This window comes from Ideonella sp. A 288, from assembly GCF_002198735.1.
Taxonomy (GTDB): domain Bacteria; phylum Pseudomonadota; class Gammaproteobacteria; order Burkholderiales; family Burkholderiaceae_C; genus Pseudaquabacterium.
In genome coordinates this window covers 51970-76161 of sequence record NZ_MWLO01000134.1, presented here as the reverse complement: position 1 = coordinate 76161, position 24192 = coordinate 51970, and the positions used below count along the sequence as shown (strand labels likewise).

At 66.4% G+C, this 24192-nt stretch carries 21 protein-coding genes and 1 tRNA gene; 9 read left to right on the top strand and 13 right to left on the bottom strand.

Translation table 11 applies throughout. The features are described from left to right. Positions 1-41: 41 nt before the first annotated feature. The 6 genes from clpX to EOINJALH_RS18890 form a co-directional block, all read right to left on the bottom strand. A complete protein-coding gene (gene clpX / locus EOINJALH_RS18915) occupies positions 42-1313 on the bottom strand; it encodes an ATP-dependent Clp protease ATP-binding subunit ClpX (protein ID WP_088282905.1) in 1272 nt (423 codons plus the stop codon). Between the two features lie 112 nt (positions 1314-1425). Continuing rightward, positions 1426-2034, bottom strand: coding sequence for an ATP-dependent Clp endopeptidase proteolytic subunit ClpP (clpP, locus tag EOINJALH_RS18910; protein WP_088282903.1), 609 nt, complete (start codon positions 2032-2034; stop codon positions 1426-1428). Between the two features lie 120 nt (positions 2035-2154). Continuing rightward, positions 2155-3471: a trigger factor gene (gene tig, locus EOINJALH_RS18905; RefSeq protein ID WP_088282901.1), complete on the bottom strand. Its 1317-nt coding sequence runs from the start codon at positions 3469-3471 to the stop codon at positions 2155-2157. Positions 3472-3497: 26 nt separating this feature from the next. Then, a tRNA-Leu gene (locus tag EOINJALH_RS18900) sits at positions 3498-3584 on the bottom strand. 110 nt (positions 3585-3694) lie between these two features. Continuing rightward, complete coding sequence (locus tag EOINJALH_RS18895) at positions 3695-6841, bottom strand: efflux RND transporter permease subunit (RefSeq protein ID WP_088282899.1); 3147 nt, start codon at positions 6839-6841, stop codon at positions 3695-3697. Between the two features lie 16 nt (positions 6842-6857). Then, a complete protein-coding gene (locus EOINJALH_RS18890; RefSeq protein ID WP_088282897.1) occupies positions 6858-7985 on the bottom strand; it encodes an efflux RND transporter periplasmic adaptor subunit in 1128 nt (375 codons plus the stop codon). A gap of 141 nt (positions 7986-8126) precedes the next feature. On the opposite strand from EOINJALH_RS18890, the gene hpnC reads away from it, so the two are divergent. From hpnC to EOINJALH_RS18870, 4 genes are all read left to right on the top strand, one after another. Next, positions 8127-8981, top strand: a complete 855-nt coding sequence (gene hpnC, locus EOINJALH_RS18885; protein ID WP_088282895.1) for a squalene synthase HpnC — start codon at positions 8127-8129, stop codon at positions 8979-8981. Beyond that, positions 8978-9829 (top strand): presqualene diphosphate synthase HpnD, encoded by an 852-nt coding sequence (gene hpnD / locus EOINJALH_RS18880; protein ID WP_088282893.1) that lies wholly within the window; start codon positions 8978-8980, stop codon positions 9827-9829. The genes hpnC and hpnD overlap by 4 nt, the downstream gene beginning before the upstream one ends. Beyond that, positions 9793-11163 (top strand): hydroxysqualene dehydroxylase HpnE, encoded by a 1371-nt coding sequence (hpnE, locus tag EOINJALH_RS18875; RefSeq protein ID WP_310732317.1) that lies wholly within the window; start codon positions 9793-9795, stop codon positions 11161-11163. The genes hpnD and hpnE overlap by 37 nt, the downstream gene beginning before the upstream one ends. Positions 11164-11244: 81 nt before the next feature. Next, positions 11245-12048: an IclR family transcriptional regulator gene (locus EOINJALH_RS18870; RefSeq protein WP_088282891.1), complete on the top strand. Its 804-nt coding sequence runs from the start codon at positions 11245-11247 to the stop codon at positions 12046-12048. On the opposite strand, the gene pbpG is transcribed toward EOINJALH_RS18870, so the two are convergent. From pbpG to EOINJALH_RS18835, 7 genes are all read right to left on the bottom strand, one after another. Continuing rightward, positions 12049-13110: a D-alanyl-D-alanine endopeptidase gene (gene pbpG, locus EOINJALH_RS18865; protein ID WP_088282989.1), complete on the bottom strand. Its 1062-nt coding sequence runs from the start codon at positions 13108-13110 to the stop codon at positions 12049-12051. Positions 13111-13210: 100 nt separating this feature from the next. Further along, on the bottom strand, positions 13211-14752 hold the full coding sequence (locus EOINJALH_RS18860; protein ID WP_088282987.1) for a 2-isopropylmalate synthase: 1542 nt from the start codon (positions 14750-14752) through the stop codon (positions 13211-13213). A gap of 26 nt (positions 14753-14778) precedes the next feature. Then, positions 14779-16473 carry a 2-isopropylmalate synthase gene (gene leuA, locus EOINJALH_RS18855; protein WP_088282984.1) on the bottom strand — a complete coding sequence of 565 codons (1695 nt, stop codon included), beginning with the start codon at positions 16471-16473 and terminating at the stop codon, positions 14779-14781. 211 nt (positions 16474-16684) lie between these two features. After that, a complete protein-coding gene (gene pssA / locus EOINJALH_RS18850; protein ID WP_088282889.1) occupies positions 16685-17509 on the bottom strand; it encodes a CDP-diacylglycerol--serine O-phosphatidyltransferase in 825 nt (274 codons plus the stop codon). 69 nt (positions 17510-17578) lie between these two features. Beyond that, positions 17579-18595, bottom strand: a complete 1017-nt coding sequence (gene ilvC, locus EOINJALH_RS18845; protein ID WP_088282887.1) for a ketol-acid reductoisomerase — start codon at positions 18593-18595, stop codon at positions 17579-17581. A gap of 39 nt (positions 18596-18634) precedes the next feature. Continuing rightward, complete coding sequence (ilvN, locus tag EOINJALH_RS18840; RefSeq protein WP_088282885.1) at positions 18635-19126, bottom strand: acetolactate synthase small subunit; 492 nt, start codon at positions 19124-19126, stop codon at positions 18635-18637. Positions 19127-19287: 161 nt separating this feature from the next. Then, on the bottom strand, positions 19288-21066 hold the full coding sequence (locus EOINJALH_RS18835) for an acetolactate synthase 3 catalytic subunit (protein WP_088282883.1): 1779 nt from the start codon (positions 21064-21066) through the stop codon (positions 19288-19290). A gap of 264 nt (positions 21067-21330) precedes the next feature. On the opposite strand from EOINJALH_RS18835, the gene EOINJALH_RS18830 reads away from it, so the two are divergent. The 5 genes from EOINJALH_RS18830 to EOINJALH_RS18810 are packed head-to-tail and all read left to right on the top strand — an operon-like array spanning position 21331 to position 24106. Continuing rightward, the gene (locus tag EOINJALH_RS18830) at positions 21331-21900 is read left to right on the top strand and encodes an RNA polymerase sigma factor (RefSeq protein WP_088282982.1); all 570 of its coding nucleotides are present in this window, start codon (positions 21331-21333) and stop codon (positions 21898-21900) included. After that, the gene (locus tag EOINJALH_RS18825) at positions 21897-22337 is read left to right on the top strand and encodes a DUF3619 family protein (protein ID WP_234413923.1); all 441 of its coding nucleotides are present in this window, start codon (positions 21897-21899) and stop codon (positions 22335-22337) included. Before EOINJALH_RS18830 ends, EOINJALH_RS18825 begins: the two co-directional genes overlap by 4 nt. Positions 22338-22359: 22 nt before the next feature. Beyond that, positions 22360-23130 (top strand): DUF3106 domain-containing protein, encoded by a 771-nt coding sequence (locus tag EOINJALH_RS18820; RefSeq protein ID WP_158219810.1) that lies wholly within the window; start codon positions 22360-22362, stop codon positions 23128-23130. Then, on the top strand, positions 23127-23729 hold the full coding sequence (locus tag EOINJALH_RS18815) for an RDD family protein (protein WP_088282879.1): 603 nt from the start codon (positions 23127-23129) through the stop codon (positions 23727-23729). Before EOINJALH_RS18820 ends, EOINJALH_RS18815 begins: the two co-directional genes overlap by 4 nt. Continuing rightward, entirely contained in the window at positions 23726-24106 is a 381-nt protein-coding gene (locus EOINJALH_RS18810; protein ID WP_310732316.1) for a diacylglycerol kinase, read from the top strand. Before EOINJALH_RS18815 ends, EOINJALH_RS18810 begins: the two co-directional genes overlap by 4 nt. Positions 24107-24192: the final 86 nt, after the last annotated feature.

The following is a 24192-nucleotide window of genomic DNA, read 5'->3' as shown; positions in this document are numbered from 1 at the left end:
GCAAGTCAAGAGCGGCTTCGAACCGCCATGCGGCCGGACGGTCAGGCGCTGGCCTTGGCTTGTTCTCGATACACCAGCAAGGGTTTTGCACCTTCTTCCACGATGTGTTCGTCGACGACGACCTTGGCCACGCCGTCGAGCGTGGGCAGGTCGAACATGGTGTCGATCAGGACCTGCTCCATGATCGAGCGCAGGCCACGAGCACCGGTTTTTCGATTCAACGCGCGCCGGGCAATCGCCGACAGGGCCGAACCACGAAGCTCCAGCTCGACGCCGTCCATGGCGAAGAGCTTCTGGTACTGCTTGACCAGCGCGTTCTTGGGCTCGGTGAGGATGCGCACCATGGCTTCCTCGGTGAGTTCACCCAGCGTGGCCACCACCGGGAGGCGCCCGACCAGCTCTGGAATCAGACCGAACTTGATCAGGTCTTCAGGCTCGGCCTGCTTGAACAGGTCGGCGGCACGCTTCTCGGTCTTGCTGTGCACCGAGGCGGCAAAGCCGATGCCTGACCGTTCGGTGCGGTTCTGGATGACCTTCTCGAGGCCGTCGAAGGCCCCGCCACAGATGAACAGGATGTTCGTCGTGTCGATCTGCAGGAAATCCTGGTTCGGGTGCTTGCGGCCGCCTTGCGGCGGCACCGAGGCCATCGTGCCCTCGACCAGCTTGAGCAGTGCCTGCTGGACGCCTTCGCCCGACACATCGCGGGTGATCGAGGGGTTGTCGGCCTTGCGGCTGATCTTGTCGATCTCGTCGATGTAGACGATGCCGCGCTGGGCCCGCTCGACGTCGTAGTTGCAGTTCTGGAGCAGCTTCTGGATGATGTTCTCGACGTCCTCGCCCACGTAGCCGGCTTCGGTCAGCGTGGTGGCGTCGGCGATGACGAAGGGCACGTTCAGCAGACGAGCCAGTGTCTGCGCCAGCAGCGTCTTGCCAGAGCCCGTGGGCCCGATGAGCAGGATGTTGCTCTTGGTCAGTTCGACCTCGTCCTTGCCACCGGCGCCCATGTGCTTGAGGCGCTTGTAGTGGTTGTACACGGCCACCGACAGGGTGCGCTTGGCGCCGTCCTGGCCGATCACGTACTGGTCGAGCGTTTCCTTGATCTCCGCCGGCACCGGCAGGTCGGAGCGCGAGGTCTTTGCACCCTCGGTGTCGGTGGGCGTCTCGTCGCGGATGATGTCGTTGCACAACTCGATGCACTCGTCGCAGATGAACACCGACGGGCCCGCGATGAGCTTCTTCACCTCATGCTGGCTCTTGCCGCAGAAGCTGCAATACAGCACTTTCTCGCCAGAGGCGCCTTTCTTCTCGGCCATGGGATGGAGTACGCCTTGAGGATGAAGAGGAATGGATCGGATCAATGATAGTGCAACTGGCCAGGGCGTCGGGGACCGAACTGGACCCCCAATCCGCGGCAAGTTGCCGCTGTCAGGCCCGCTTCTCGATGACCTGGTCGATCAGTCCGTAGGCCTTGGCCTCTTCGGGCGACATGTAGAAGTCGCGCTCCATGTCGGCGCAGATCTTTTCGAAGGTCTGGCCCGTGCGGTCGGCGTAGATGCGGTTGAGCTGTTCGCGGGTCTTGAGGATCTCGCGGGCGTGGATCTCGATGTCGGTGGCCTGACCCTGCGCCCCACCCGACGGCTGGTGGATCATGATCTTCGAGTTGGGCAGCGCCAGGCGCTTGCCCTTGGCACCGGCCATCAGCAGGAACGAGCCCATGCTCGCGGCCATGCCCATGCACAGCGTCGACACCTCGGGCTTGATGAACTGCATGGTGTCGAAGATCGACATGCCGGCGCTGACACTGCCCCCAGGCGAGTTGATGTACAGGAAGATGTCCTTGTCGGGGTTCTCGCTCTCGAGGAAGAGCAACTGCGCGACGACCAGGTTCGCAGTGGCGTCATTCACCGGCCCGACCAGGAACACGATGCGCTCGCGCAGAAGGCGGCTGTAGATGTCGTAGGCACGCTCGCCGCGACCGGACTGTTCGATGACGATCGGCACCATGCCGAGGCTTTGGATTTCGGATGCACTCACTGGAAACCTCGCAATTGTTCGCTGCTGTCCATTATGTCGCGCGGCCCTCGGCGCTGCAGGCGAAGAAAAACAGGGCGCGGACCCTGCAGTCCGCGCCCTGTTCGTTCAGGTGCCTGGCACTCAGGCGGTCATCAGTTCGTCGAAGGCCAGCGGCTTGTCGACGATCTTGGCCCGGGCCAGCACGTAGTCGGCCACGTTGTTCTCGACCACCACGGCTTCGACTTCGGCCATGCGCTGACGGTCGGACAGGTACCAGCGAAGCACTTCGGCGGGCTTTTCGTAGCTTTGCGACAGTTCTTCGATGTGGGCTTGCAGCTGGTCCGGTCGGGCCTGCAGGTTCTGCGTGCGGACCAGGTCGCCGACCACCAGCCCGAGCCGAACCCGACGCTCGGCCTGCGGCCGGAACAGGGCCAGCATGTCCGGCGGGATCGGGGCCTTGTCGGCATCCTTGACACCACGCTGCTTCAGGTCTTCACGGGCGGCCTCGCCCATGCGCTCGACCTCGCCGTCGACCAGGGCCTTGGGCACATCAAGCTCCGCTGCCTTGACCAGGGCTTCCATGGCCGCGGCCTTGTTGCGCGCCAGCACGCGGAAACGCACTTCGCGCTCCAGGTTCTTTCGCACGTCGGCACGCAGTGCCTCCTGCGACCCGTCGCCGATGCCCAGCGACTTGACGAAGGCCTCGTCCAGCGTGGGCAGGTGCTGCGCCTCGATCTTGCGCATCGTGACCAGGAAGTCGGCTTCCTTGCCCGCCACGTCCTTGCCGTGGTAGTCGGCCGGGAACTGCAGCGGGAAGGTCTTCGACTCGCCGACCTTCATGCCGCGAACGGCGCTGTCGAACTGCTCGAGCATCTGCCCTTCGCCGATGAGGAACTGGAAGCCCTCGGCCTTGCCGCCCGAGAAGGGCTCGCCATCGATCTTGCCTTCGAAGTCGATCGTGACACGGTCGGTTTCCTCGGCATATTCAACGGCGGGGCGTTGTGCGAAGGTGCGGCGCTGCTTGCGCAGGATGTCGACGGTGCGGTCGATGGCCGCGTCGGTGACTTCGCTGGACACACGCTCGACCTCGATCTCGGACAGGTCGTTGAGCTTGATTTCCGGGTACACCTCGAAGGTGGCGTCAAAGGTCAGAAGGCCCTCGGCGGACTGGTCCTTCGGCGTGATCTTGGGTGTGCCGGCCACGCGCAACTGCGCCTCGTTGGCCGCGGCGGCGAAGGCCTTGCCCAGCTTGTCGTTCAACACCTCGTACTCCACCGAGTAGCCGTAACGCTGGGTCACGAACGACATCGGCACCTTGCCGGGGCGGAAGCCGTCGGCCTTGACGGTGCGCGACAGCTTGCGGAGCCGGCTCTCGACTTCGTTGCTGATCTCGGTCGCCGCAATCGTCAGCGTCATGCGTCGTTCGAGCTTTTCGAGGGTTTCAACTGTCACTGCCATGATGGAACTCTTTTCGAAGATTGATCTGGTGCGCGGGGCCGGACTCGAACCGGCACGCCCGTGAAGGCGTCAGGACCTAAACCTGGTGCGTCTACCAATTTCGCCACCCGCGCTCCGGGCACTGCAGCATCTCCCGCGCGGCCTCACAGCCTGGCCGATCGGGGGGCACCGCACGCCGCAGCCGGCCGACAAGGCCGATCGGCGATCCGGTAAACAGGCGATTCTAGCCGGCCCGTGCGGCCGGCCCGTCACTGTTGGGCCGACGGACGCGGAACCATGCCGCATACATGGCCGGCAGGGCCAGCAGCGTCAGCACGGTGGCGACGACCAGGCCGCCCATGATGGCCACCGCCATCGGCCCCCAGAACACGCTGCGCGTGAGCGGGATCATCGCCAGCACGGCAGCCGCCGCGGTGAGCACGATCGGCCTGAATCGGCGCACGGCGGATTCGACGATGGCCGTCCATGCCTCCACACCGCGCCGACGGTCCTGCTCGATCTGGTCGATCAGGATCACCGCGTTGCGCATGATCATGCCCATCAGCGCGATGACGCCCAGCAAGGCCACGAAGCCGAATGGCCGGTCGAGGATCAGCAACGCCGCGGCGACGCCGGCGATGCCCAGGGGGCCCGTCAGGAAGACCAGCAACGACCGCGAGAAGCTTTGCAGTTGCAGCATCAACAGCGTGAAGATCAGGAACAGCATCACCGGCACGCCGGCGGCAATGGAGGCCTGGCCCTTGCCGCTTTCTTCCACCGCGCCAGCCACCTGGATGGCATAGCCCTCCGGCATCCGAGCCTGCAGTTCCTTCAACTGCGGCCACAGCGCCGCGGTGACGGTCGGCCCCTGCACGCCGTCGACCACGTCGCCCTGCACGGTGACGGCGTACTTGCGGCCTTCGCGCCACATCACGCCGGGCTCCCAGCCGATGCCGGCCCGGGCGATCTGCATCAGTGGGATGCTGCGGCCACTGGCCGTGGGCACGTAGGCGTTGGCCAGGTCGGTGATGGCATTGCGCTCCTCGAGCGGTTGCCGCAGCACGATGTCGACCAGCTTGTCTCCCTCGCGGTACTGCCCGATGTTGGTGCCCGACAGGATGGTGCGCGACCCCTGGGCGATCGACTGGCTGGTCACTCCCAGCGCACGGGCCTTGTCCTGATCGACCTGCAGGTGGATGGCCTTGATCGATTCGTTCCAGTTGTCGTTCACGCCTCTCATGCTGGGATGCGCGCGCAGCACGGCCTTGGCCTCATCGGCCCAGTGGCGCACCTGCACAGCGTCCTGGCCGAGCACGCGAAACTGCACCGGATAGGGCACAGGCGGTCCGTTGGGCAGCAGCTTGACCCGTGCGCGCACCTCGGGAAACTCTTCCGCCAACAGGGCCGGCAGGCGCTTGCGCAGGCTCTCGCGTTCGGTGAGGTCGCGTGCCAGCAGGATGGACTGGCTGACATTGGTCTGCGGAAAGATCTGGTCCAGCGGCAGGTAGAAGCGCGGCACGCCACTGCCGATCCAGGTGGTCACGGTGGCGACGCCCTCGTCCTTCATCATCCGCTGCTCGAAGCGCCTGGCGATGAGTTCGCTCTCGGCCACCGTGCTCCCTTCGGGCAGCCACAGGTCGACGATGATCTCGGGACGGCTCGAATCCGGGAAGAACTGCTGCTGCACCTTGCCCATGCCGACGATGCCCAGGCCGAAGGTGGCCAGGGTCACGCCGATGGCGATCCAGCGGTGCGCCACGCACCAGTCCACCCAGCCGCGGAAGCGGGTGTAGAACGGCGTGTCGAAGAGCTCGTGCGCCACACCGTCGTTGCGGGCGTGGTTGTGCAGCAGCCATGCACCGAGATAAGGCACGAAGTACACGGACACGACCCAGCTGATGACCAGTGCTGCCGACGTGACGGCAAAGATCGCGAAGGTGTATTCACCCGTGACCGACTTGGCCATGCCGATGGGCAGGAAGCCGGCCGCCGTGATCAGGGTGCCGGTGAGCATCGGCATCGAGGTGGCTTCGTAGGCGTAGGTGGCGGCACTGGCCTTGTCGAAGCCTTCCTCGAGCTTGCGCACCATCATTTCGACCGCGATGATCGCGTCATCCACCAACAGGCCGAGTGCAATGATCAGCGAGCCGAGCGAGATCTTGTGCAGGCCGACGCCCCAATAGAACATGGTGACGAAGGTGATGGCAAGCACCAGCGGGATCGTGATGCCCACCACCAGTCCCGGCCAGATGTCGATGCGCAGCGGCTTCAGGTGAAGACCCAGGCTGATGAAGCTCACGGCCAGCACGACCACCACCGCCTCCAGCAGCACGCGCACGAACTCACCCACCGAGCGGGACACGGCCGCCGGCTGATCCTGCACCTGGCTCAGCTCGATGCCGGCTGGCAACTGTGCGCGCAGTTCGGCGACCTTGGCTTGCAAGCCTTGACCCAGCGCGATGATGTCGCCGCCCTTGGCCATCGACACCCCCAGTGCGATAACGGCCTTGCCCTGGTGCCGAACCTTGACCTGCGGCGGATCCTGGTAGCCACGGCGAATGTCGGCGATGTCGCCCAGCCGCAACGAGCTGGCCACGCCGGTGGCCGCATTGACGACACGGACCGGGAACATCCGCAGCGCCTCGATGGAGTCGAAGGCGCCCGTCACCCGCACCTGCAAGTTCTGCGTGCCGGCGTTCAGCACGCCGGCCCCTTCGACGGCGTTCTGCGCCGACAACTGGCCCAGCAACTGGTTCATGTCCAGGCCCATCTGGGCCAGGCGTTTCTGGGAGATTTCGATGAACAGCTTTTCGGGCTGCGCACCGAAGGTGTCGACCTTGGCCACATCGGGCACACGCAGCAGTTGCGAGCGCACCGAATCGGCAAAGACGCGCAGTTCCTCGTCGGAGAAACCATCGGCGGACAGCGCGAAGATCGAACCGTAGACATCGCCGAAGTCGTCGTTGAAAACCGGCCCGACGACGCCTTGCGGCAAGGTGCTGCGCATGTCACCGACTCGCTTGCGCACCTGGTACCAGACGTTGGCCACCTCCTTGGCCGGCGAGCTGTCCTTCAGCTGCAGGATGGTGAGCGATTCGCCTGGCTTGGTGTAGCTGCGGATGACGTCGGCGTGCGGCACCTCCTGCAGCGTCTTCTCGATCTTGTCGGTCACCTGCTCGGCCATCTGCTGCGCGCTGGCGCCGGGCCAGAAGGCCTGCACCACCATGGCCCGGAAGGTGAAGGGCGGGTCCTCGTCCTGCCCGAGCTGGAAGTAGGCCGACACGCCCAGCACCAACAGCACGATCATCAGATAGCGCGTGAGGGCCGGATGCTCCAGCGCCCAGCGAGAGATGTTGAAGCGCGAGCCGGTCGCGTCCGCGGCTTGTGTCATGGCGATGCGGATCGGTTCAGCGCACGGGAGGCGCGGTCACAGCGGCAGATGCGGCAGCCTTCTGCGCGGCGAGTGTGGGCTCGGCGAACAGGCGGACCTTCTGGCCCGGGGTCAGTACATGGACGCCGGCCGTCACCACGGTCTGACCGGCAGACAGGCCTCCCGCGAGAACGACCAGGTTGCCCTCGGCACCGGCCACCTGCACAGGGTGCGGTTGCACCGTCATCGCGCTGCGGTCTAGCAGCCACACCGTCGACTTGCCCTGGTATTCGAACACCGCCGAAAGCGGCAGCCGGATGACCGCATCGGGCGAGCGCTGCTCGACCATCACCGTGGCCGTCTGACCAAGGCGGACCGGCGCCGTGCCGACGTCGGCCTTGACCAGGAAGGTGCGGCTGGCAGGATCGGCGGCCGCCGCGATCTCACGCACCGTGGCAGCACCCGGTGCAGCGCCTCCGGGCCACTGCACCTGCACCGCATCGCGCTTGCCGAGCAGGGCTCGGATCGCAGGGGCGCGCTCCTCGGGCACGCTGAACACGGCGTCCCTGGGCCCGTCTTGCGCAATGCGCAGCACCGTGGTGCCTGCCGAGACGACGGCACCGGGCTCGGCGTCGACGCCGACCACCGTGCCCGCCACGTCGGACGTGAGCACTGCATAGCTGGCCTGGTTGCCCTGCACGCCCGATTGGGCGCCGGCCTGGTCCGCCTGCGCCCGGGCGGCCTTCAGCGTGGCCTCGCGCCGGTCGAGCTCCATGCCGCTGATGAACCCCTGGTCACGCAGTTCCTTGAAGCGACGAAACTCGGCCTCCGCCACGTCGAGACTGGCCTTGGCAGCGGCAAACTGCGATTGGGCCGCCGCTTGGCCCAGGCGCAGATCCTGCGCATCCAGTTGGGCAAGGGGCTGGCCCGGCCGCACCGTGTCGCCGATTTCCACCAGGCGCCTGGTCAGCTTGCCGCCGACCCGAAAGCCCAGCCGCGATTCGACCCGGGGTCTGATCTCAGCGGCGTAGTCGTGACGATGAACGGCCTGCCCCCCCTGGACCACCTGGGTTCGGACGGCACGGACAGGCTCCGGCGTGGGCTCCCCGCGGGTACAAGCCCCCAGGACAACGAGCAACAGAAGGCCCGCAAGACGTTGCAGCATCGAAGCCACCTGAGTGACGCCTGGGGTTGCGGCGCTCGACCACCCCTGGGCGTGTGAGTTACTGACTGACCGGTCAGTAATATAGGGGCGCAGAGTATCCCTGTCAAACCGGGGCCCAAGGTCCGTGGACAATCGCGCCCTGTGACGATCGGACACTACGAGAACTTCCCGGTGGCGTCGGCGCTGTGTCCGCCAGCCTTGCGTCCGCCGATCCTGGCCATCTACCGCTTTGCGCGCACCGCCGACGACCTCGCCGACGAAGGCCAGGCCACGGTGCAGGAGCGCCTGCGCGAGCTGGGCCGCTTTCGCGCGGCACTTGATGCGGCGGCCAGCGGGCGCCAGACCGGCGATTGGCCGGACGTCTTCGAACCACTGGCCGAGCAGATGGCCCGCTTCGCCTTGCCAGTGCACTTGCTGGCCGACCTGCTGGACGCGTTCGCGCAGGACTGCGGCAACCCGATCTACGAGGACCGGCACGAACTGCTGGACTACTGCCGCCGCTCGGCCAATCCGATCGGGCGCCTGTTGTTGCACCTGTACGGCGTGCGCGACCCGCTGAGCATCGAGCAATCTGACGCCATCTGCACCGCACTTCAACTGATCAACTTCTGGCAGGACCCGAGCGTGGACCTGCCCCGCGGCCGCAGCTACTTTCCGCGCCAGGACCTCGTCGCCCACGGGCTTACCCAGACCGACCTGGCCAACGCCGGCGACACCGCGCAATCCCAGGCCCTTCTGGCCAGCCTGTGCTCATGGGCGAAGGGCCTGATGCAGCGCGGTGCCCCGCTCGTCTTCACCGTGCCCGGCCGAATGGGTTGGGAACTGCGGTTCGTCGTGCAAGGCGGCCTGGGCATCCTGGCGAGAATTGCGGCCATGGACCATCGCACCTTTCGCCGCCGCCCCAAGCTGGGCGCCCTCGACATGCCTGGCATCGCCTGGGCGGCACTGCGCATGCGCCGCGACGCCGGTCTGCACGCTTCGGGAGAGCCCGCTTGACGCCCCAGCAATACGTGCAGTCGCGCACGGCGTCGAGCGGATCGTCGTTCTACTACGCCTTCCTGTTCCTGCCTGTCGAGCAGCGCGCCGCCATCACGGCGTTCTATGCGTTCTGCCGCGAGGTCGATGATGTCGTCGACGAGATGAAGGACCCTGGCGTGGCTGCCGCCAAGCTGGCCTGGTGGCGGCAGGAGGTGCAGTCCGCCTTCGCGGGCCAGGCGGCCTCGCATCCGGCGCTGCAGGCCCTGGTCCCGCTGGCACCGCGCTTTGGCCTCCGGGCAGATCAACTGCTCTCGGTCATCGACGGGTGCCAGGTCGACCTCGACCAGTCCCGGTTCCTGGACTACCCCAATCTGCAGCGCTACTGCCACCTGGTGGCGGGCGTGGTCGGTGAGGTGTCGGCCTCGATCTTCGGCAACACCCACCCGGACACGTTGGCGTATGCGCATCGCCTGGGCCTGGCGCTGCAACTGACCAACATCATCCGCGACGTTGGCGACGACGCGCGCCGTGGCCGCATCTACCTGCCGATGAGCGAACTCAAGCAGTTCGACGTCAAGGCCAATGAACTGCTGGCCCGGACGGCCCCCTGGGGCTACAGCGATCGGTTCACCGCGCTGATGGCCTTCCAGGCCGAGCGGGCGCACCGCACCTACGACGAAGCCATGGCATTGCTGCCCGAAGTCGATCGCCATGCCCAGAAGCCGGGGCTGATGATGGCCAACATCTATCGCGCCCTGCTGCGCGAGATCGAATCGGACGGATTTCAGGTTCTGCACCAGCGCACCTCGCTCACACCCTTGCGCAAGTTGTGGATCGCCGCGCGCACGCACTGGCGCGGCCGCTGAGACGCATCGGCATGCGCCGCACTGCCGTGATCGGGGCGGGATGGGCCGGGCTGTCGGCGGCCGTGACCGCATGTCTGGCCGGGCATCGGGTGCACCTCTTCGAGATGGCGCCTCAGGCCGGAGGTCGCGCGCGCAGCCACGACCTTGACGCCGGTCGCCTCGACAACGGACAGCACATCCTCATTGGCGCCTACCGGGACACGCTGTGCCTGCTCCGGCAAGTGGGCGTCGATGTCGACACGGCGTTGCACCGCAGCCCGCTGAGCCTGCGTTACCCCGACGGCACCGGGCTCACCCTGCCAGGCGGCCCCCCCACACTGGCCTTCGTGCGCGGAGTGCTCGGCGTCGCGCATTGGTCGCTGGGCGAGCGGCTGGCGCTGCTGCGAGCGGCCGTGCGCTGGCGCCTGCAGGGATTCCGATGCACACCCGCGCTCACTGTCAGCGCCTTGTGCAGTTCGCTGCCCAGCGCAGTGATCCGCGACCTCGTCGATCCGCTTTGCGTGGCCGCGCTCAACACGCCCATGTCGGATGCCAGCGCGCAGACCTTCCTTCGCGTGTTGCAGGACGCGCTGTTCGCTGGTCCGGGCAGTGCCGACCTGCTGCTGCCGAAGCGACCGCTGTCCGACCTGCTCGCCGAACCCGCGCTTCGCTGGTTGACGGCACACGGGGCAACGCTGCACCAGGGTCATCGCGTGATGACCCTCATGCCGAGCGCACGCCTACCGAGCGCCGAAGCGGGGATGAGCGCGCTCGAGGCCACTCGCGGCACGGATTCTTGGCAAGTGGACGGAGCACCCTTCGACGGGGTCGTCGTTGCGGCCACCGCGCGCGAGGCCTCGCGCCTGGTGGCCGACATCGATCCCGCCTGGAGCCAGGTGGCCGGCGCGTTGGAGTATCAACCGATCGTCACCGTCTGGGTGTCGGGGCTGAGCGGCGGCTGGCCCTTTCCGATGGTGGCGCTGCGCGCCGGCCCGGATGCACCCGCGCAGTTCGCGTTCGACCTGGGTTCGCTGGGCGGTCCGCCCGGGGTGACGGCCTTTGTGATCAGTGGTGCGGCAACCTGGGTGGCGCGTGGCCTGCAGGCCACCGCCAGCGCGGTGCTGACGCAGGCGGCCGAAGCCTTCGCCAGGGCAGCCCCGGCCGAGCCGCCGACCGTGGTGCATGTCGACGCCGAGCGGCGGGCCACCTTTGCTTGCGTGCCTGGCCTGAGCCGACCGGCCGGCACCATCGCACCGGGCCTGGTGGCGGCGGGCGACTACATCGACGGCCCCTACCCGGCCACCCTGGAAGGTGCCGTTCGGTCCGGCCGCGAGGCGATCGATCGATTGCTGTGACCGTGTCGGCTGGTGCGGCGAAAGGTCGGCCCTGCCCAATCTGGATATCGCAACCGGGTTTCGCTATGCGAAAATGACCGGATGGCACACGGCAAAGAACACGCATCCCCCGCTATCCAGGTGATCGAGAGGCTGTTCGCCCTGCTCGACGCCCTGGCCGCGCACCAGGATCCCGTGACGTTGAAGGAACTGAGCGAAACGACGGGCCTGCACCCTTCCACGGCCCACCGGATCCTCAATGACCTGACGATCGGCCGCTATGTCGACCGCCCCGAACCGGGCAACTACCGGCTGGGCATGCGTCTGCTGGAACTGGGCAATCTGGTCAAGGCCCGGCTGGACGTGCGCGATGCCGCGCTGGGGCCGATGCGCGACCTGCACAAGCTCACCCACCAGGCCGTCAACCTGTCGGTTCGGCAAGGCGACGAGATCGTCTACATCGAGCGGGCCTACAGCGAACGGTCGGGCATGCAGGTCGTCCGAGCTGTGGGGGGCCGTGCGCCGCTGCACCTCACCTCGGTGGGCAAGTTGTTCCTGGCCCACGATGATCCGCAGCGGGTGCGCGCCTACGCCACCCGCACCGGGCTGTCTGGCCAGACACGCAACAGCATCACCGACCTGCCCAAGCTCGAACGCGAACTGAACCTGGTGCGCCAGAACACGGTCGCCCGAGACGACGAGGAACTCGAACTGGGAGTGCGCTGCGTGGCCGCGGGCATCTACGATGACCAGGGCAAGCTGATTGCCGGACTGTCGATCTCGGCGCCCGCCGATCGGTTGGAAGAGTCGTGGACCGAGCGCGTCAAGTCGACAGCGGCCCACATCTCGGCGTCGCTGGGCCACCGGGATCGGCCCGACCCGACCGCCGAAACCGCCACTCGCTGATCAGAGCCGGGCGCTGCGGCGCGCCGGTTGGGTGGCCGAATCGCTCAGCCAGCGGCGGATGCGCTCGGCGTCGCCAATGCGGGAAAACTTGCCCGCGGAGTCGAGCAGCACCATCACCAGTTTCCGGCCCGCCATGCTGGCCTGCATGACGAGGCAACGCCCGGCCTCGGAAATATAGCCGGTTTTCTGCAGGCCGATGTCCCACTGCGGATCTCGCACGAGACCATTCGTATTGCGGAACTGAACGACGCGACGCCCCAGGGGCACCTCCATGTCCTGAGACGTGGACAGGTCGCGCAGCACGGGATGCCGATGAGCCTCGATCACCAGGCGCGCCAGGTCGTTGGCGCTGGATTGGTTTTGGCTGGACAGGCCAGTGGGCTCGACATAGCGCGTGTCCTTCATGCCCAAGGCACCGGCCTTCAGGTTCATTGCCTTCACGAAGGCCTGAAGGCCCCCCGGGTAGTGGCGACCCAGCGCGTGCGCCGCGCGGTTCTCGGAGGCCATCAGCGCCAGGTGCATCATGTCGCCCCGGGTGAGTTGGGTGCCCACGGCCAGACGTGACCGGCTGCCCTTTTCCGTGTCGATGTCGTCCTGCGTGATGGTCAGCATCTCGTCCATCGACTGGGACGCGTCGAGTACCACCAATCCGGTCATCAGCTTGGTGATCGACGCGATCGGCAGCACGGCCTCCGAGTTCTTGCTGAACAGGACTTCGGACGTGTCCTGATCCACGACCAAGGCCACGCTGGAACGAAGCTCGAGTGGGTCGGCCTCGGCGTGGAGGCCTTGAATCTGGCCAAACGATGGACGTTCCGGAATGGCCACGCGCAAGCCAGGCTGCCGACCGGCGCCTCGCCGTGCCTTGAGGCCCTGCCCCGCAATCGCCGCCCGGCTGGCGCCCGGCTTTCGGCCAACGGCCTTCGACGCCTTGACCGGCTTGGCGGACTTGGCCGGCTTGGCAGACGATGTGGCGGCAGCCTTGCGCGCCGCTTCGGCAGGGGCAAGTGCCAGCCCAAAGCACAGGAGGCCAACGAGTGCGAAGAATTTAATGCTTGTCATGGTCACCCGCCCAACGAATCCGTCAGGAGTGTAGGGTACGGCAAAAACATGCACAAGATCAAATACTTGGAGCGGGCATTTCAAGTCGTATCTTTGGCGATCAACCTTGCGCCGCCACCCGTTCCACCTTGGAGTGCAGCTTGTTGAGTGCGGCCAGGTAGGCCTTGGCCGACGCCACCACGATGTCCGGGTCGGCGCCGACACCATTGACCACCCGACCGCTGTGCTGCAGTCGCACGGTCACCTCGCCCTGCGACTCGGTGCTGCCGGAGGTGATGGCGTTGACCGAATAAAGCACGAGTTCAGCGCCGCTGTGCACCTTGGACTCGATGGCCTTCAGGCTGGCGTCGACGGGCCCATTGCCGTCGCTCTCGGCACGGAACTCGGCCTCGCCGGCAGAAAACACCACCGACGCCTGGGGGCGCTCACCCGTTTCGGAATGCTGACTGAGTGACAGCAGGCGGTAGTGTTCGCGCTCGCTGGTCACGCTCTCGTCACCGACCAGCGCGAGGATGTCCTCGTCGAAGATCTCGCTCTTGCGGTCGGCCAGGTCCTTGAAGCGCGCGAAGGCGGCGTTGATTTCGCTTTCGCTTTCCATCTCGATGCCCAGTTCCTGCAGCCGCTGCTTGAACGCGTTACGGCCCGACAGCTTGCCGAGCACGATTTTGTTGGCGCTCCAGCCAACATCCTCGGCGCGCATGATCTCGTAGGTGTCGCGCGCCTTGAGCACGCCGTCCTGGTGGATGCCCGAGGCATGCGCGAAGGCGTTGGCCCCCACCACCGCCTTGTTGGGCTGCACCACGAAACCGGTGGTCTGGCTCACCATCCGGGAGGCCGGCACGATCTGCGTGGCATCGATGCCCAGCGTCAGGCCGAAGTAGTCGCGCCGCGTGCGCAGCGCCATCACCACCTCCTCGAGCGAACAGTTGCCGGCACGCTCGCCCAGACCATTGATGGTGCACTCGACCTGGCGCGCGCCGCCGATCTTCACCCCGGCCAGCGAATTGGCCACTGCCATGCCCAGGTCGTTGTGGCAATGCACCGACCAGACGGCCTTGTCCGAGTTGGGGATGCGTTCGCGCAGCGTCTTGATGAAGTTGCCGTAGAGCTCGGGGACGGCGTAGCCCACCGTATCGGGGATGTTGAGCGTGGTCGCGCCCTCGTCGATCACCGCCTCGAGCACGCGGCACAGGAAGTCGACATCCGACCGGTAGCCGTCTTCGGGCGAGAACTCGATGTCGCCGCACAGGTTGCGGGCGAAGCGCACGGCCAGCCGCGCCTGCTCGTACACCTGGTCCGGTGTCATGCGCAGCTTCTTCTCCATGTGCAGCGCACTGGTGGCGATGAAGGTGTGGATGCGCGCGCGCTCGGCGCCTTTCAAGGCGGCAGCCGCCTGCGAGATGTCGCGGTCGTTGGCCCGTGCCAGCGAGCAGATGGTCGATTCGCGGATGTGATCGGCGATCGACTTGACGGCCTCGAAATCGCCGTTGCTCGATGCGGCGAAGCCGGCCTCGATGACATCGACGCGCAGCCGCTCGAGCTGCCGCGCGATGCGCAGCTTTTCGTCACGGGTCATCGAGGCGCCGGGCGACTGTTCGCCATCGCGCAAGGTGGTGTCGAAGATGATGAGTTTGTCGGTCATGGTGTGCTTCTCCTCGAAGTCCTGGTTCAAGCGGCTGTGGCCGCGTCCAGAGGTTGAACGTCCAGTTCGGCGCCAGCGCGCCGCAGTCCGGACAGAACTGCCTTCATCGACGCAGTGACGATGTTCGCATCGATTCCCACGCCGAAGAGCGTGCGGTCGCCGTCGATGCGGAGTTCAAGATAGGCCGCGGCGCGCGCCTGGGCGCCCGAGCCGATCGCATGCTCGTGGTAGTCGAGCACGCGGATCGGGAGGTTCAGCGCGCGCGACAGGCCGTCGACGAAGGCCTCGACCGGCCCGCTGCCCTCGCCCTGGATCTGCAGGGCTGCGCCGCCACGGTGAACGGAGGCGCAAAGTCGAACCCGGCCGTCGGCCTGCTCGGTGATGGCCTGCTGATCGATCGGCGGCGCTGCAGCCAGGTGGTATTCGGCGTCGAACAGTCGCCACAGGTCGGCCGCGCTCTGCTCGCGGCCGAGGTCGTCCATCACCGCCTGCACCGCCTGGCTGAACTCGATCTGCAGGCGGCGCGGCAGTTCCAGCCCATACTCGCTTTCCAACAGGTACGAGATCCCGCCCTTGCCAGACTGGCTGTTCACCCGGATCACCGCGTCGTAGCTGCGGCCCAGGTCCTTCGGGTCGATCGGCAGGTAGGGCATGTCCCACACGTCCCCATCGCGCCGCGCGGCGAAGGCCTTCTTGATCGCGTCCTGGTGCGAGCCAGAGAACGAGGTGTAGACCAGATCGCCGACATACGGGTGCCGCGGGTGCACCGGCAACTGGTTGCAGTGCTCCACGGTGCGGCGGATGTCGTCGATGTCCGAGAAGTCCAGGCCCGGGTGCACGCCCTGGGTGTAGAGATTGAGCGCGATATTCACCAGATCGACGTTGCCAGTGCGCTCGCCGTTGCCGAAGAGGCAGCCCTCGATGCGGTCGGCGCCGGCCATCAGCGCGAACTCGCCCGCCGCCGTGCCCGTGCCCCGGTCGTTGTGCGGGTGCACCGACAGCACGATCGCGTCACGCCGTTCGAGATGGCGGTGCATCCACTCCACCATGTCGGCAAAGATGTTGGGCGTGCTGTGCTCCACCGTCGACGGCAGGTTGATGATGCACTTGCGCGTCGGCGTGGGCTGCCAGACGGCGGTGACCGCATCGACCACCCGCTTGCTGAAGGCCAGTTCGGTGCCGGAGAACATCTCGGGCGAATACTGGAACGTCCAGGCGGTGTCCGGTTGTGCGGCCGCCAGGTCACGCACCATGCGCGCGTGGACAGTGGCGAGTTCGACGATGCCGTCCTCGTCCAGCCCGAGCACCACGCGCCGCATCACCGGCGAGGTGGCGTTGTAGACATGGACGATGGCCCGCGGCGCACCGCGCAGGGCGTCGAACGTGCGCTCGATCAGGTGGTCGCGTGCCTGGGTCAGCACCTGGATCGTCACGTCGTAGGGGATGCGCCCTTGCTCGATCAACAGGCGCACGAAATCGAAGTCGGCCTGCGAGGCCGACGGAAAGCCGACCTCGATCTCCTTGAAGCCGATGCGCACCAGCGCCTCGAACATGCGCAGCTTGCGCGCCGGGTCCATCGGCTCGATCAGCGCCTGGTTGCCGTCGCGCAGGTCCACGCTGGCCCACAGCGGCGGGCGGCTCAGCACGGCATCGGGCCAGGTCCTGTCGGTCAGGCGCACCGGCGCGAACGGTCGGTATTTGGTGGCGGGGTTGTCGAGCATCGGCATGGGGTTCTCCGTGGGGGGGTGCACGCAGTCCGGTTGCCTGGTTCGGAAAAGCAAACGGCCCGCTGCGTTGCGCTGGCGGGCCGTCGATCCGGTTGAAATGGTTCAGTCGTGGATGATCAGCGCGCCATGGGCACGCGTAGTAGCAGCGTCGAAATGAAGGCTGAACGGATCATCGCGCGAGAAATATAGCATGCCGCACCCGCAATCAGCGGTGCAGGCCCTCTTCGTCCGGCTCGTCGGTAGAGATGGCGATGACGCTCACCGGCTTGCCCTTGGCGCGCTTGTACGCATACACCACGTAGCCCGACAGGCCGTAGGCGCAGAACAGTGCGAACAGCACGCGCGGCGGATCGAGGCTGATCAGGGCAATGCCCAGCGCGATGGCCACCAACACGATGAACGGCACCGTGCGCCGTCCGCCGAACACCTTGAAGCTGTAGAACGGCGCGTTGGTCACCATCGACAGGCCGGCGTACAGGGTCACGCCGAAAGCTGCCCAGGCCGCCCACTCGACCTTGCTGGCCCCTTTGACGCCAGCGTCGTCGACCACCCAGATCAAACCCATCACCAGGGCGGCGGCAGCGGGGCTGGGCAGGCCCTGGAAGAAGCGCTTGTCGACCACGCCGATGTTCACGTTGAAGCGCGCCAGGCGCAGCGCCGCCCCCGCGATATAGACGAAGGCCGGGATCCACCCCAGCTTGCCCATGTCCTTGAGCGCCCATTGGTAGACGATCAGCGCCGGCGCGGCGCCGAAGCTCACCATGTCGGCCAGGCTGTCCATCTGCTCGCCGAAGGCGCTCTGCGTGTTGGTCATGCGGGCCACGCGGCCGTCCAGGCTGTCGAGGATGGCGGCAGCGAAGATGGCGATGCAGGCCGTCTCGTAGCGCCCGTTCATCGCCATCACGATGGCATAAAAGCTGGCGAAAAGCGCCGACAGCGTGATCGCGTTGGGCAGCGCATAGATGCCCTTGCGCCGGGGCCGCTGCGGTGCCACGGCCTCTTCGGCGTCGGGCGGGTTCATGTCGTTCATCACCAGGGAGGATAGCGCAATGAAAAAGAGCCGCCCCAGGGGCGGCTCCGGTCATGCGCACTGCAGCGGTCAGTTGCGGCTCTTGTCCACCAGCTTGTTGGCCTTGATCCAGGGCATCATGGCGCGCAGCTTCTCGCCCACCACCTCGATGTCGTGGTCGGCCGTCAGGCGGCGGCGGCTCAGCAGCGTGGGCGCGCCGGCACGGTTCTCCAGGATGAAGCTCTTGGCGTACTCACCGGTCTGGATGTCCTTCAGGCACTGGCGCATCGCGTCCTTGGTGCCTTCGGTGACGATCTTCGGGCCGGTGACGTACTCACCGTACTCGGCGTTGTTGCTGATCGAGTAGTTCATGTTGGCGATACCGCCTTCATAGATCAGGTCGACGATCAGCTTGAGCTCGTGCAGGCACTCGAAGTAGGCCATCTCGGGCGCGTACCCGGCTTCCACCAGCGTCTCGAAACCGGCCTTGATCAGTTCGACGGTGCCGCCGCACAGCACGGCCTGCTCGCCGAACAGGTCGGTTTCGGTTTCTTCGCGGAAGTTGGTCTCGATGATGCCGGCCTTGCCGCCACCGTTGGCCGCGGCGTAGCTGAGGGCCAGGTCGCGCGCCTTGCCGGTCTTGTCGGCATGCACGGCGATCAGGTGCGGCACACCGCCACCTTGCGTGTAGGTGTTGCGCACCGTGTGGCCAGGGGCCTTGGGCGCCACCATCCAGACGTCGATGTCCTCGCGCGGCACCACCTGGCCATAGTGCACGTTGAAGCCGTGCGCAAAGGCCAGCGAGGCGCCGGCCTTCATGTTGGCGGCGACGTCGCTGTTGTAGACCGAGGCGATCTGCTCGTCGGGCAGCAGGATCATCACGACGTCGGCGGACTTCACCGCATCGGCGATCTCGGCCACCTTCAGGCCGGCCTTCTCGGCCTTGGCCCAGGATGCCCCGCCCTTGCGCAGGCCGACCGTGACCTTGACGCCCGAGTCGTTCAGGTTCTGCGCGTGCGCATGGCCTTGCGAGCCGTAGCCGATGATGGTGACGTTCTTGCCCTTGATCAGGGAGAGGTCGGCGTCCTTGTCGTAGTAGACCTTCATGGGGTTCTCCAGTGTCGTGTTCGTGCGGGAAGGGTTGTCTCAAACGCGCAGGATGCGCTCGCCGCGACCGATCCCGCTGGTGCCGGTGCGCACGGTTTCGAGGATGGCGGTTCGATCGACCCCGAGGATGAAGGCGTCGAGCTTGCCGGCATCCCCGGTGAGTTCAATGGTGTAGCTCTTCTCGGTGACGTCGATGATGCGACCGCGGAAGATGTCGGCCATGCGCTTCATCTCCTCGCGTTCCTTGCCGACGGCGCGCACCTTGATGAGCATGAGTTCGCGCTCGGTGTAGCTGCCCTCGGTGAGGTCGACGACCTTGACGACCTCGATCAGCCGGTTCAGGTGCTTGGTGATCTGCTCGATCACCTCGTCGGAGCCGTTCGTCACGATGGTCATGCGCGACAACGAGGGGTCCTCGGTGGGCGCGACGGTGAGGCTCTCGATGTTGTAGCCACGGGCCGAGAACAGGCCCACCACGCGGGAGAGTGCGCCGGCCTCGTTCTCGAGGAGCACGGCAATGATGTGTTTCATGATCGTTCGTCCTGGCGGGGTTCTTCAGACCGGCGGCGGTGACCGCCGGCCCTTGGCCGCGCCGTTGGAAACATGGAGGGATGGTCCGGGTCGTTCGCGCCATTCAGCGGACGGCTGCGGGCGCGGCGGTGACCGCGCCCACCCCGGCCGCCTTCAGGCGGTCACAGTTCCTCGGACCCCAGCAGCATCTCGGTGATGCCCTTGCCGGCCTGCACCATCGGCCAGACGTTCTCGGTCTGGTCGGTGCGGACGTCGAGGAACACCGTGCGGTCCTTCAGGCGGATCAGCTCCTTGAGGGCAGGTTCCACCTCGGAGGGCTTCTCGATCTTGATGCCGACGTGGCCATAAGCCTCCGCCAGCTTCACGAAATCGGGCAGCGCATCCATGTAGCTGTGCGAGTAGCGACCACCGTAGTCCAGTTGCTGCCACTGCCGCACCATGCCCAGGTAGCGGTTGTTCAGCGAGATGATCTTCACCGGCGTCTTGTACTGCGCGCAGGTGGAGAGCTCCTGGATGCACATCTGGATCGAGCCCTCGCCGGTGATGCAGAACACGTCGCTCTCGGGCTTGGCCAGCTTGATGCCCATGGCGTACGGCAGGCCCACGCCCATCGTGCCCAGGCCGCCGGAGTTGATCCAGCGCCGCGGCTCCTCGAAGCGGAAGAACTGCGCGGCCCACATCTGGTGCTGGCCGACATCGGACGTGATGTAGGTGTCGCGGCCGCGGGTCAGTTCGCACAGCGTCTCGACCACGTATTGCGGCTTGATCACCGAATCGCTGCGCTTGTAGGCCAGGCATTCGCGCTTGCGCCATTCGTTGATCTGGCCCCACCACGACGACAGCGCGGCCACGTCGGGCCTGGACTGCGACTCCTTGACGTAGGCGATCATCTCCTGCAGCACGTCCTTCGTGTCGCCGACGATCGGAATGTCGACCTTCACGCGCTTGGAGATCGACGAGGGGTCGATGTCGACGTGGATGATCTTGCGCTCGACCGATGCGAAGTGCTTCGGGTTGCCGATCACACGATCGTCGAATCGCGCACCCACGGCGAGCAGCACGTCGCAGTGCTGCATCGTCATGTTGGCCTCGTAGGTGCCGTGCATGCCGAGCATGCCGAGGAACTTGGGGTCGCTCGCCGCAGTGGCGCCCAGGCCCATCAGCGTGTTGGTGCAGGGAAAGCCGAGCAGGTCGGTCAGTTCACGCAGTTCGGGCGACGCATTGCCGAGGATGACGCCGCCGCCGGCATAGATGTAGGGCCGCTTGGCCGCCAGCAGCAACTGCATCGCCTTGCGGATCTGGCCACCGTGCCCCTTCTTGACGGGGTTGTACGAGCGCATCTCGACCCGCTCGGGGTACGAGAACGGGCAGGTCTTCAGCGACACGTCCTTCGGGATGTCCACCACCACGGGGCCGGGACGGCCGGTGCGGGCGATGTGGAAGGCCTTCTTCATCGTCATCGCGAGGTCGCGGACGTCCTTGACGAGGAAGTTGTGCTTGACGACCGGGCGGGTGATGCCCACCGTGTCGCATTCCTGGAAGGCATCGAGCCCGATGGCAGGCGTCGGCACCTGACCGGTGACGATGACCATCGGGATCGAGTCCATGTAGGCGGTGGCGATGCCGGTGACGGCATTCGTCACGCCCGGGCCTGAGGTGACCAGCGCGACGCCGACCTCGCCGGTGGCACGGGCATAGCCGTCGGCGGCATGGATGGCCGCCTGCTCGTGGCGCACGAGCACGTGTTCGATCGTGTCCTGCTTGTAGAGCGCGTCGTAGATGTAGAGCACGGCCCCGCCGGGGTAGCCCCACATGAACTTGACGCCCTCTGCCTGCAGGCAGCGGACCATGATTTCCGAACCGTTGAGCTCGGGATGGGATGTATTGGGATGCGGGGGTGCCGTCGAGGCACGCTTGACTTCCGCGGCAGACATGTCCATTGAGAACCTCTGTGAATTTCTCTGACGAAAAACCATCGGTGCCCCTCCTCGCACCCTCGTGGGGCGGAATCAGGGCCTGCGCGATCGAAAACAGGGGCCCCCTCGGGTGGGCGGGCCAGCTTCAGACCAGTGGCGCTTTGTGCGCAGCAGCATTATTGCATCAGTTTCAACGCGCTCCGCCGAGCACCAAGTCTGTGCTCCCCTGGGTGCCATAATCCAGCCCGATTTCGGCCATCCATCCGGCGCCGGATGGTGGGAACCTCCTTGGCCAGCGACAAAGAACTCACGGACTTCCTCAAGAGCGTCGAGAAACGTGCCTTCAAGCGCACGGTGTATGCCGTACGCGATGACGATGCCGCACTCGACATCGTGCAGGATTCAATGATCCGCCTGGCCGAGAAGTACGCTGATCGTCCGCCGGCCGAGTTGCCGCTGGTGTTCCAGCGCATCCTGTCGAACGCCACGATGGACTGGTTCAGGCGCCAGCGCGTGCGCAACGCCGTGATGCAGAACCTGTCGAGTTTCGAGGCCGACGGCGACGACGGTGGCGATTTCGACCTGCTGGAAATGCTCGAATCTGCCGATGGGCAACTGGGCGCCGAGAGTGCCGCGGACACGGTCGGCCGCCAGCAGGTGCTGCTCATCATCGAAACCGAGGTGGGGCACCTGCCCGCCCGTCAACGCGAAGCGTTTCTGCTGCGTTACTGGGAGGAACTCGATGTTGCCGAAACGGCTGCCGTCATGGGCTGTTCCGAGGGCAGTGTCAAGACGCACTGTTCGAGGGCAGTGCATGCACTGGCCAAGGCACTTCGGGGCAAAGGGATCGCACCGTGAAGACCACTTACCTTTCTCCATCGCATGTCGAACTGATCGAGGCCCTCGAGGGCCGTGTCGCGTTGCGCCTGGCATCCAGGCTCAGCCAGGGCACCGACCAATTGCCGCACGACATCTCCGAGCGCCTGCGATTCGCTCGCGAGCAGGCGGTCAGCCGCGCCAAGATGACGCGCCACCAATTGGCGCCTACCCCACTGATCCAGTCCAACGGTACTGCCGTGCTGGGTGGTCCCTCCAGCGTGTGGTGGCGTGTGGCCTCGGTGCTGCCGCTGGTGGTGCTCGTGGCTGGACTGGTGCTGATTCAGCAATACCATGATGTCCAGCAGATTTCGGCCGCAGCCGAAATCGACGCCGCGCTGCTGTCCGATGAATTGCCGCCTGCCGCCTACCGTGACCCTGGATTCACCGAATTCCTGCAAGCCCAGGAAGCCCCTTGACCCGTCCTGGTGCCACGCCGGCATGACCGGCCGTCTGTTCGCGGGGGTCAGCATCACGGCCGCGATGCTGGCCGGATCGGTGGCTTTGGCGCAGCCGGCCGTGGCGCCGGGTCCCCGTGTGGCAGTGGCCAGCCCAGCCTTGGCCGGCCCGGCCTGGGGCAGCCTGTCGGGTGCAGAGCGCGCAGCGCTCGCGCCCCTCGAGCGCGACTGGTCGTCGATCGAGCCCGACCGGAAGGCCAAGTGGCTGGAGATCGCCGCCAGATTTCAAAAGATGCCCGCCGATGAGCAACGACGCGTGCAGGAACGCATGACCGAGTGGACGCGTCTGTCCCCCGCCGAACGCGGGCGGGCGCGGATGTCATTCCAGGAGGCGAAGCAACTCTCCCCGGAAAAGCGGCAGGCGCAATGGCAGGCCTACCAGGCCTTGCCCGATGCCGAGCGCAAGGCACTGGCGGCCCGGTCATCGGCGTCGGCCGCGAAACCAGCCCCGCCGAAGGCCCCGGCCGATTCTCTCTCGACGGTCCCCAAGAAGACATCGGCCCAGCCGACGCCGACCAAGCCGCAGGGCTTGCTCGTCCAACCCGTCGCGCCCGCGACCATCCAGGCCAAGCCAGGCGCCACCACCACGACGATGGGCAAGACCGCCGCACCGCCGGCGCACCAGCATCCCGGCCAGCCCAAGATCGCAGCCAAGCCCTCGCAGGTCGATCGCACGACGATGCTGCCGCGGGAGACCGCCAGGCCGAACACCACCGGTGCGGGCAAGGCCTCGGCACCAACGCCCGGTAAATGACCGACGCGGATCGTTCCGCGCCAGGCAAGACGGTTGACACGGCGGTGACGCCGGACACGCCGTCCACGATCACCCCATCTCTTGCCGAAGCCGCGCCACCGGGGGTGATGCGTCGCCTGGCCTGCTTCGTCTACGAGGGCGTGCTGCTGTTCGGCGTGGTGATGGTCGCCGGACTCGCCTATGGCGGACTCACTCAACAGAGGCACGCGCTGCAGGGCAAGTTCGGCCTGCAATTGTTCCTGTTCGCCGTGCTCGGCCTGTACTTCACCTGGTTCTGGTGTCACGGCGGGCAGACGCTGGCCATGAAGACCTGGCATCTTCGCGTGGTGACGGTCGACGGGCAACCTGTGTCGCAGGCTCGCGCCTGGGCCCGCTACGTCATGAGCTGGCTGTGGTTCCTGCCCGCCCTGGTGGCGGTGTACACCAGCGGCTCCACACGGACTTCTGCCGTGGCAGGCGCGCTCCTCGCCGGGGTGCTGGCCTACGCCGGCCTGGCCCGGCTGCGCGGTGACCGGCAGTTCGTTCACGACATCGCCTGTGCCACGCGCGTGGTGACTTGGCGCCCCCCGGCCGTCGCCAAGGGCAAGGCGGCCGCGTGACGAATCCCCACAAGGGCCGCACCGGGCTCGACCGCATCGTGCATGCCACGTCGTACTCGATGCAAGGCTTGTCGGCGGCCTGGCACGGCGAAAGCGCATTCCGGCAGGAGGCCGTGCTGGCCGCCTTGCTGCTGCCGGCCGCGTTCTGGCTGGGCCGCGGCTGGGTCGAGGTGGCGTTGCTTTGCAGCACGGTCATGCTGGTGCTGATCGTCGAGTTGTTGAACTCGGCCATCGAAGCCACCGTCGACCGTGTGTCTTTCGAGATGCACGACTTGTCCAAGCGTGCCAAGGACCTGGGCAGCGCTGCGGTGCTGCTGTCTCTGCTGCTGTGCGCGATGACCTGGGGCGCGGCATTGCTGGCCCGGTTCACCGCGTGACGGCCCACCGACTGGCCGCGCGACTTGTCGCGCCATCGACGCGGCTGGCCTCGACTCTCGCGGCCCGATGCGGCCCCGTGGGTCAT

Coding starts and splice junctions, on each gene's coding strand:
- EOINJALH_RS18870 (WP_088282891.1), top strand. CDS start 11,245: ATGGCACACGGCAAAGAACACGCATCCCCCGCTATCCAGGTGATCGAG.
- EOINJALH_RS18820 (WP_158219810.1), top strand. CDS start 22,360: ATGACCGGCCGTCTGTTCGCGGGGGTCAGCATCACGGCCGCGATGCTG.
- pbpG (WP_088282989.1), bottom strand. CDS start 13,110: ATGACAAGCATTAAATTCTTCGCACTCGTTGGCCTCCTGTGCTTTGGG.
- tig (WP_088282901.1), bottom strand. CDS start 3,471: ATGGCAGTGACAGTTGAAACCCTCGAAAAGCTCGAACGACGCATGACG.
- EOINJALH_RS18815 (WP_088282879.1), top strand. CDS start 23,127: ATGACCGACGCGGATCGTTCCGCGCCAGGCAAGACGGTTGACACGGCG.
- leuA (WP_088282984.1), bottom strand. CDS start 16,473: ATGCTCGACAACCCCGCCACCAAATACCGACCGTTCGCGCCGGTGCGC.
- pssA (WP_088282889.1), bottom strand. CDS start 17,509: ATGAACGACATGAACCCGCCCGACGCCGAAGAGGCCGTGGCACCGCAG.
- EOINJALH_RS18835 (WP_088282883.1), bottom strand. CDS start 21,066: ATGGACATGTCTGCCGCGGAAGTCAAGCGTGCCTCGACGGCACCCCCG.
- EOINJALH_RS18895 (WP_088282899.1), bottom strand. CDS start 6,841: ATGACACAAGCCGCGGACGCGACCGGCTCGCGCTTCAACATCTCTCGC.
- EOINJALH_RS18860 (WP_088282987.1), bottom strand. CDS start 14,752: ATGACCGACAAACTCATCATCTTCGACACCACCTTGCGCGATGGCGAA.
- EOINJALH_RS18890 (WP_088282897.1), bottom strand. CDS start 7,985: ATGCTGCAACGTCTTGCGGGCCTTCTGTTGCTCGTTGTCCTGGGGGCT.
- clpX (WP_088282905.1), bottom strand. CDS start 1,313: ATGGCCGAGAAGAAAGGCGCCTCTGGCGAGAAAGTGCTGTATTGCAGC.
- ilvC (WP_088282887.1), bottom strand. CDS start 18,595: ATGAAGGTCTACTACGACAAGGACGCCGACCTCTCCCTGATCAAGGGC.
- ilvN (WP_088282885.1), bottom strand. CDS start 19,126: ATGAAACACATCATTGCCGTGCTCCTCGAGAACGAGGCCGGCGCACTC.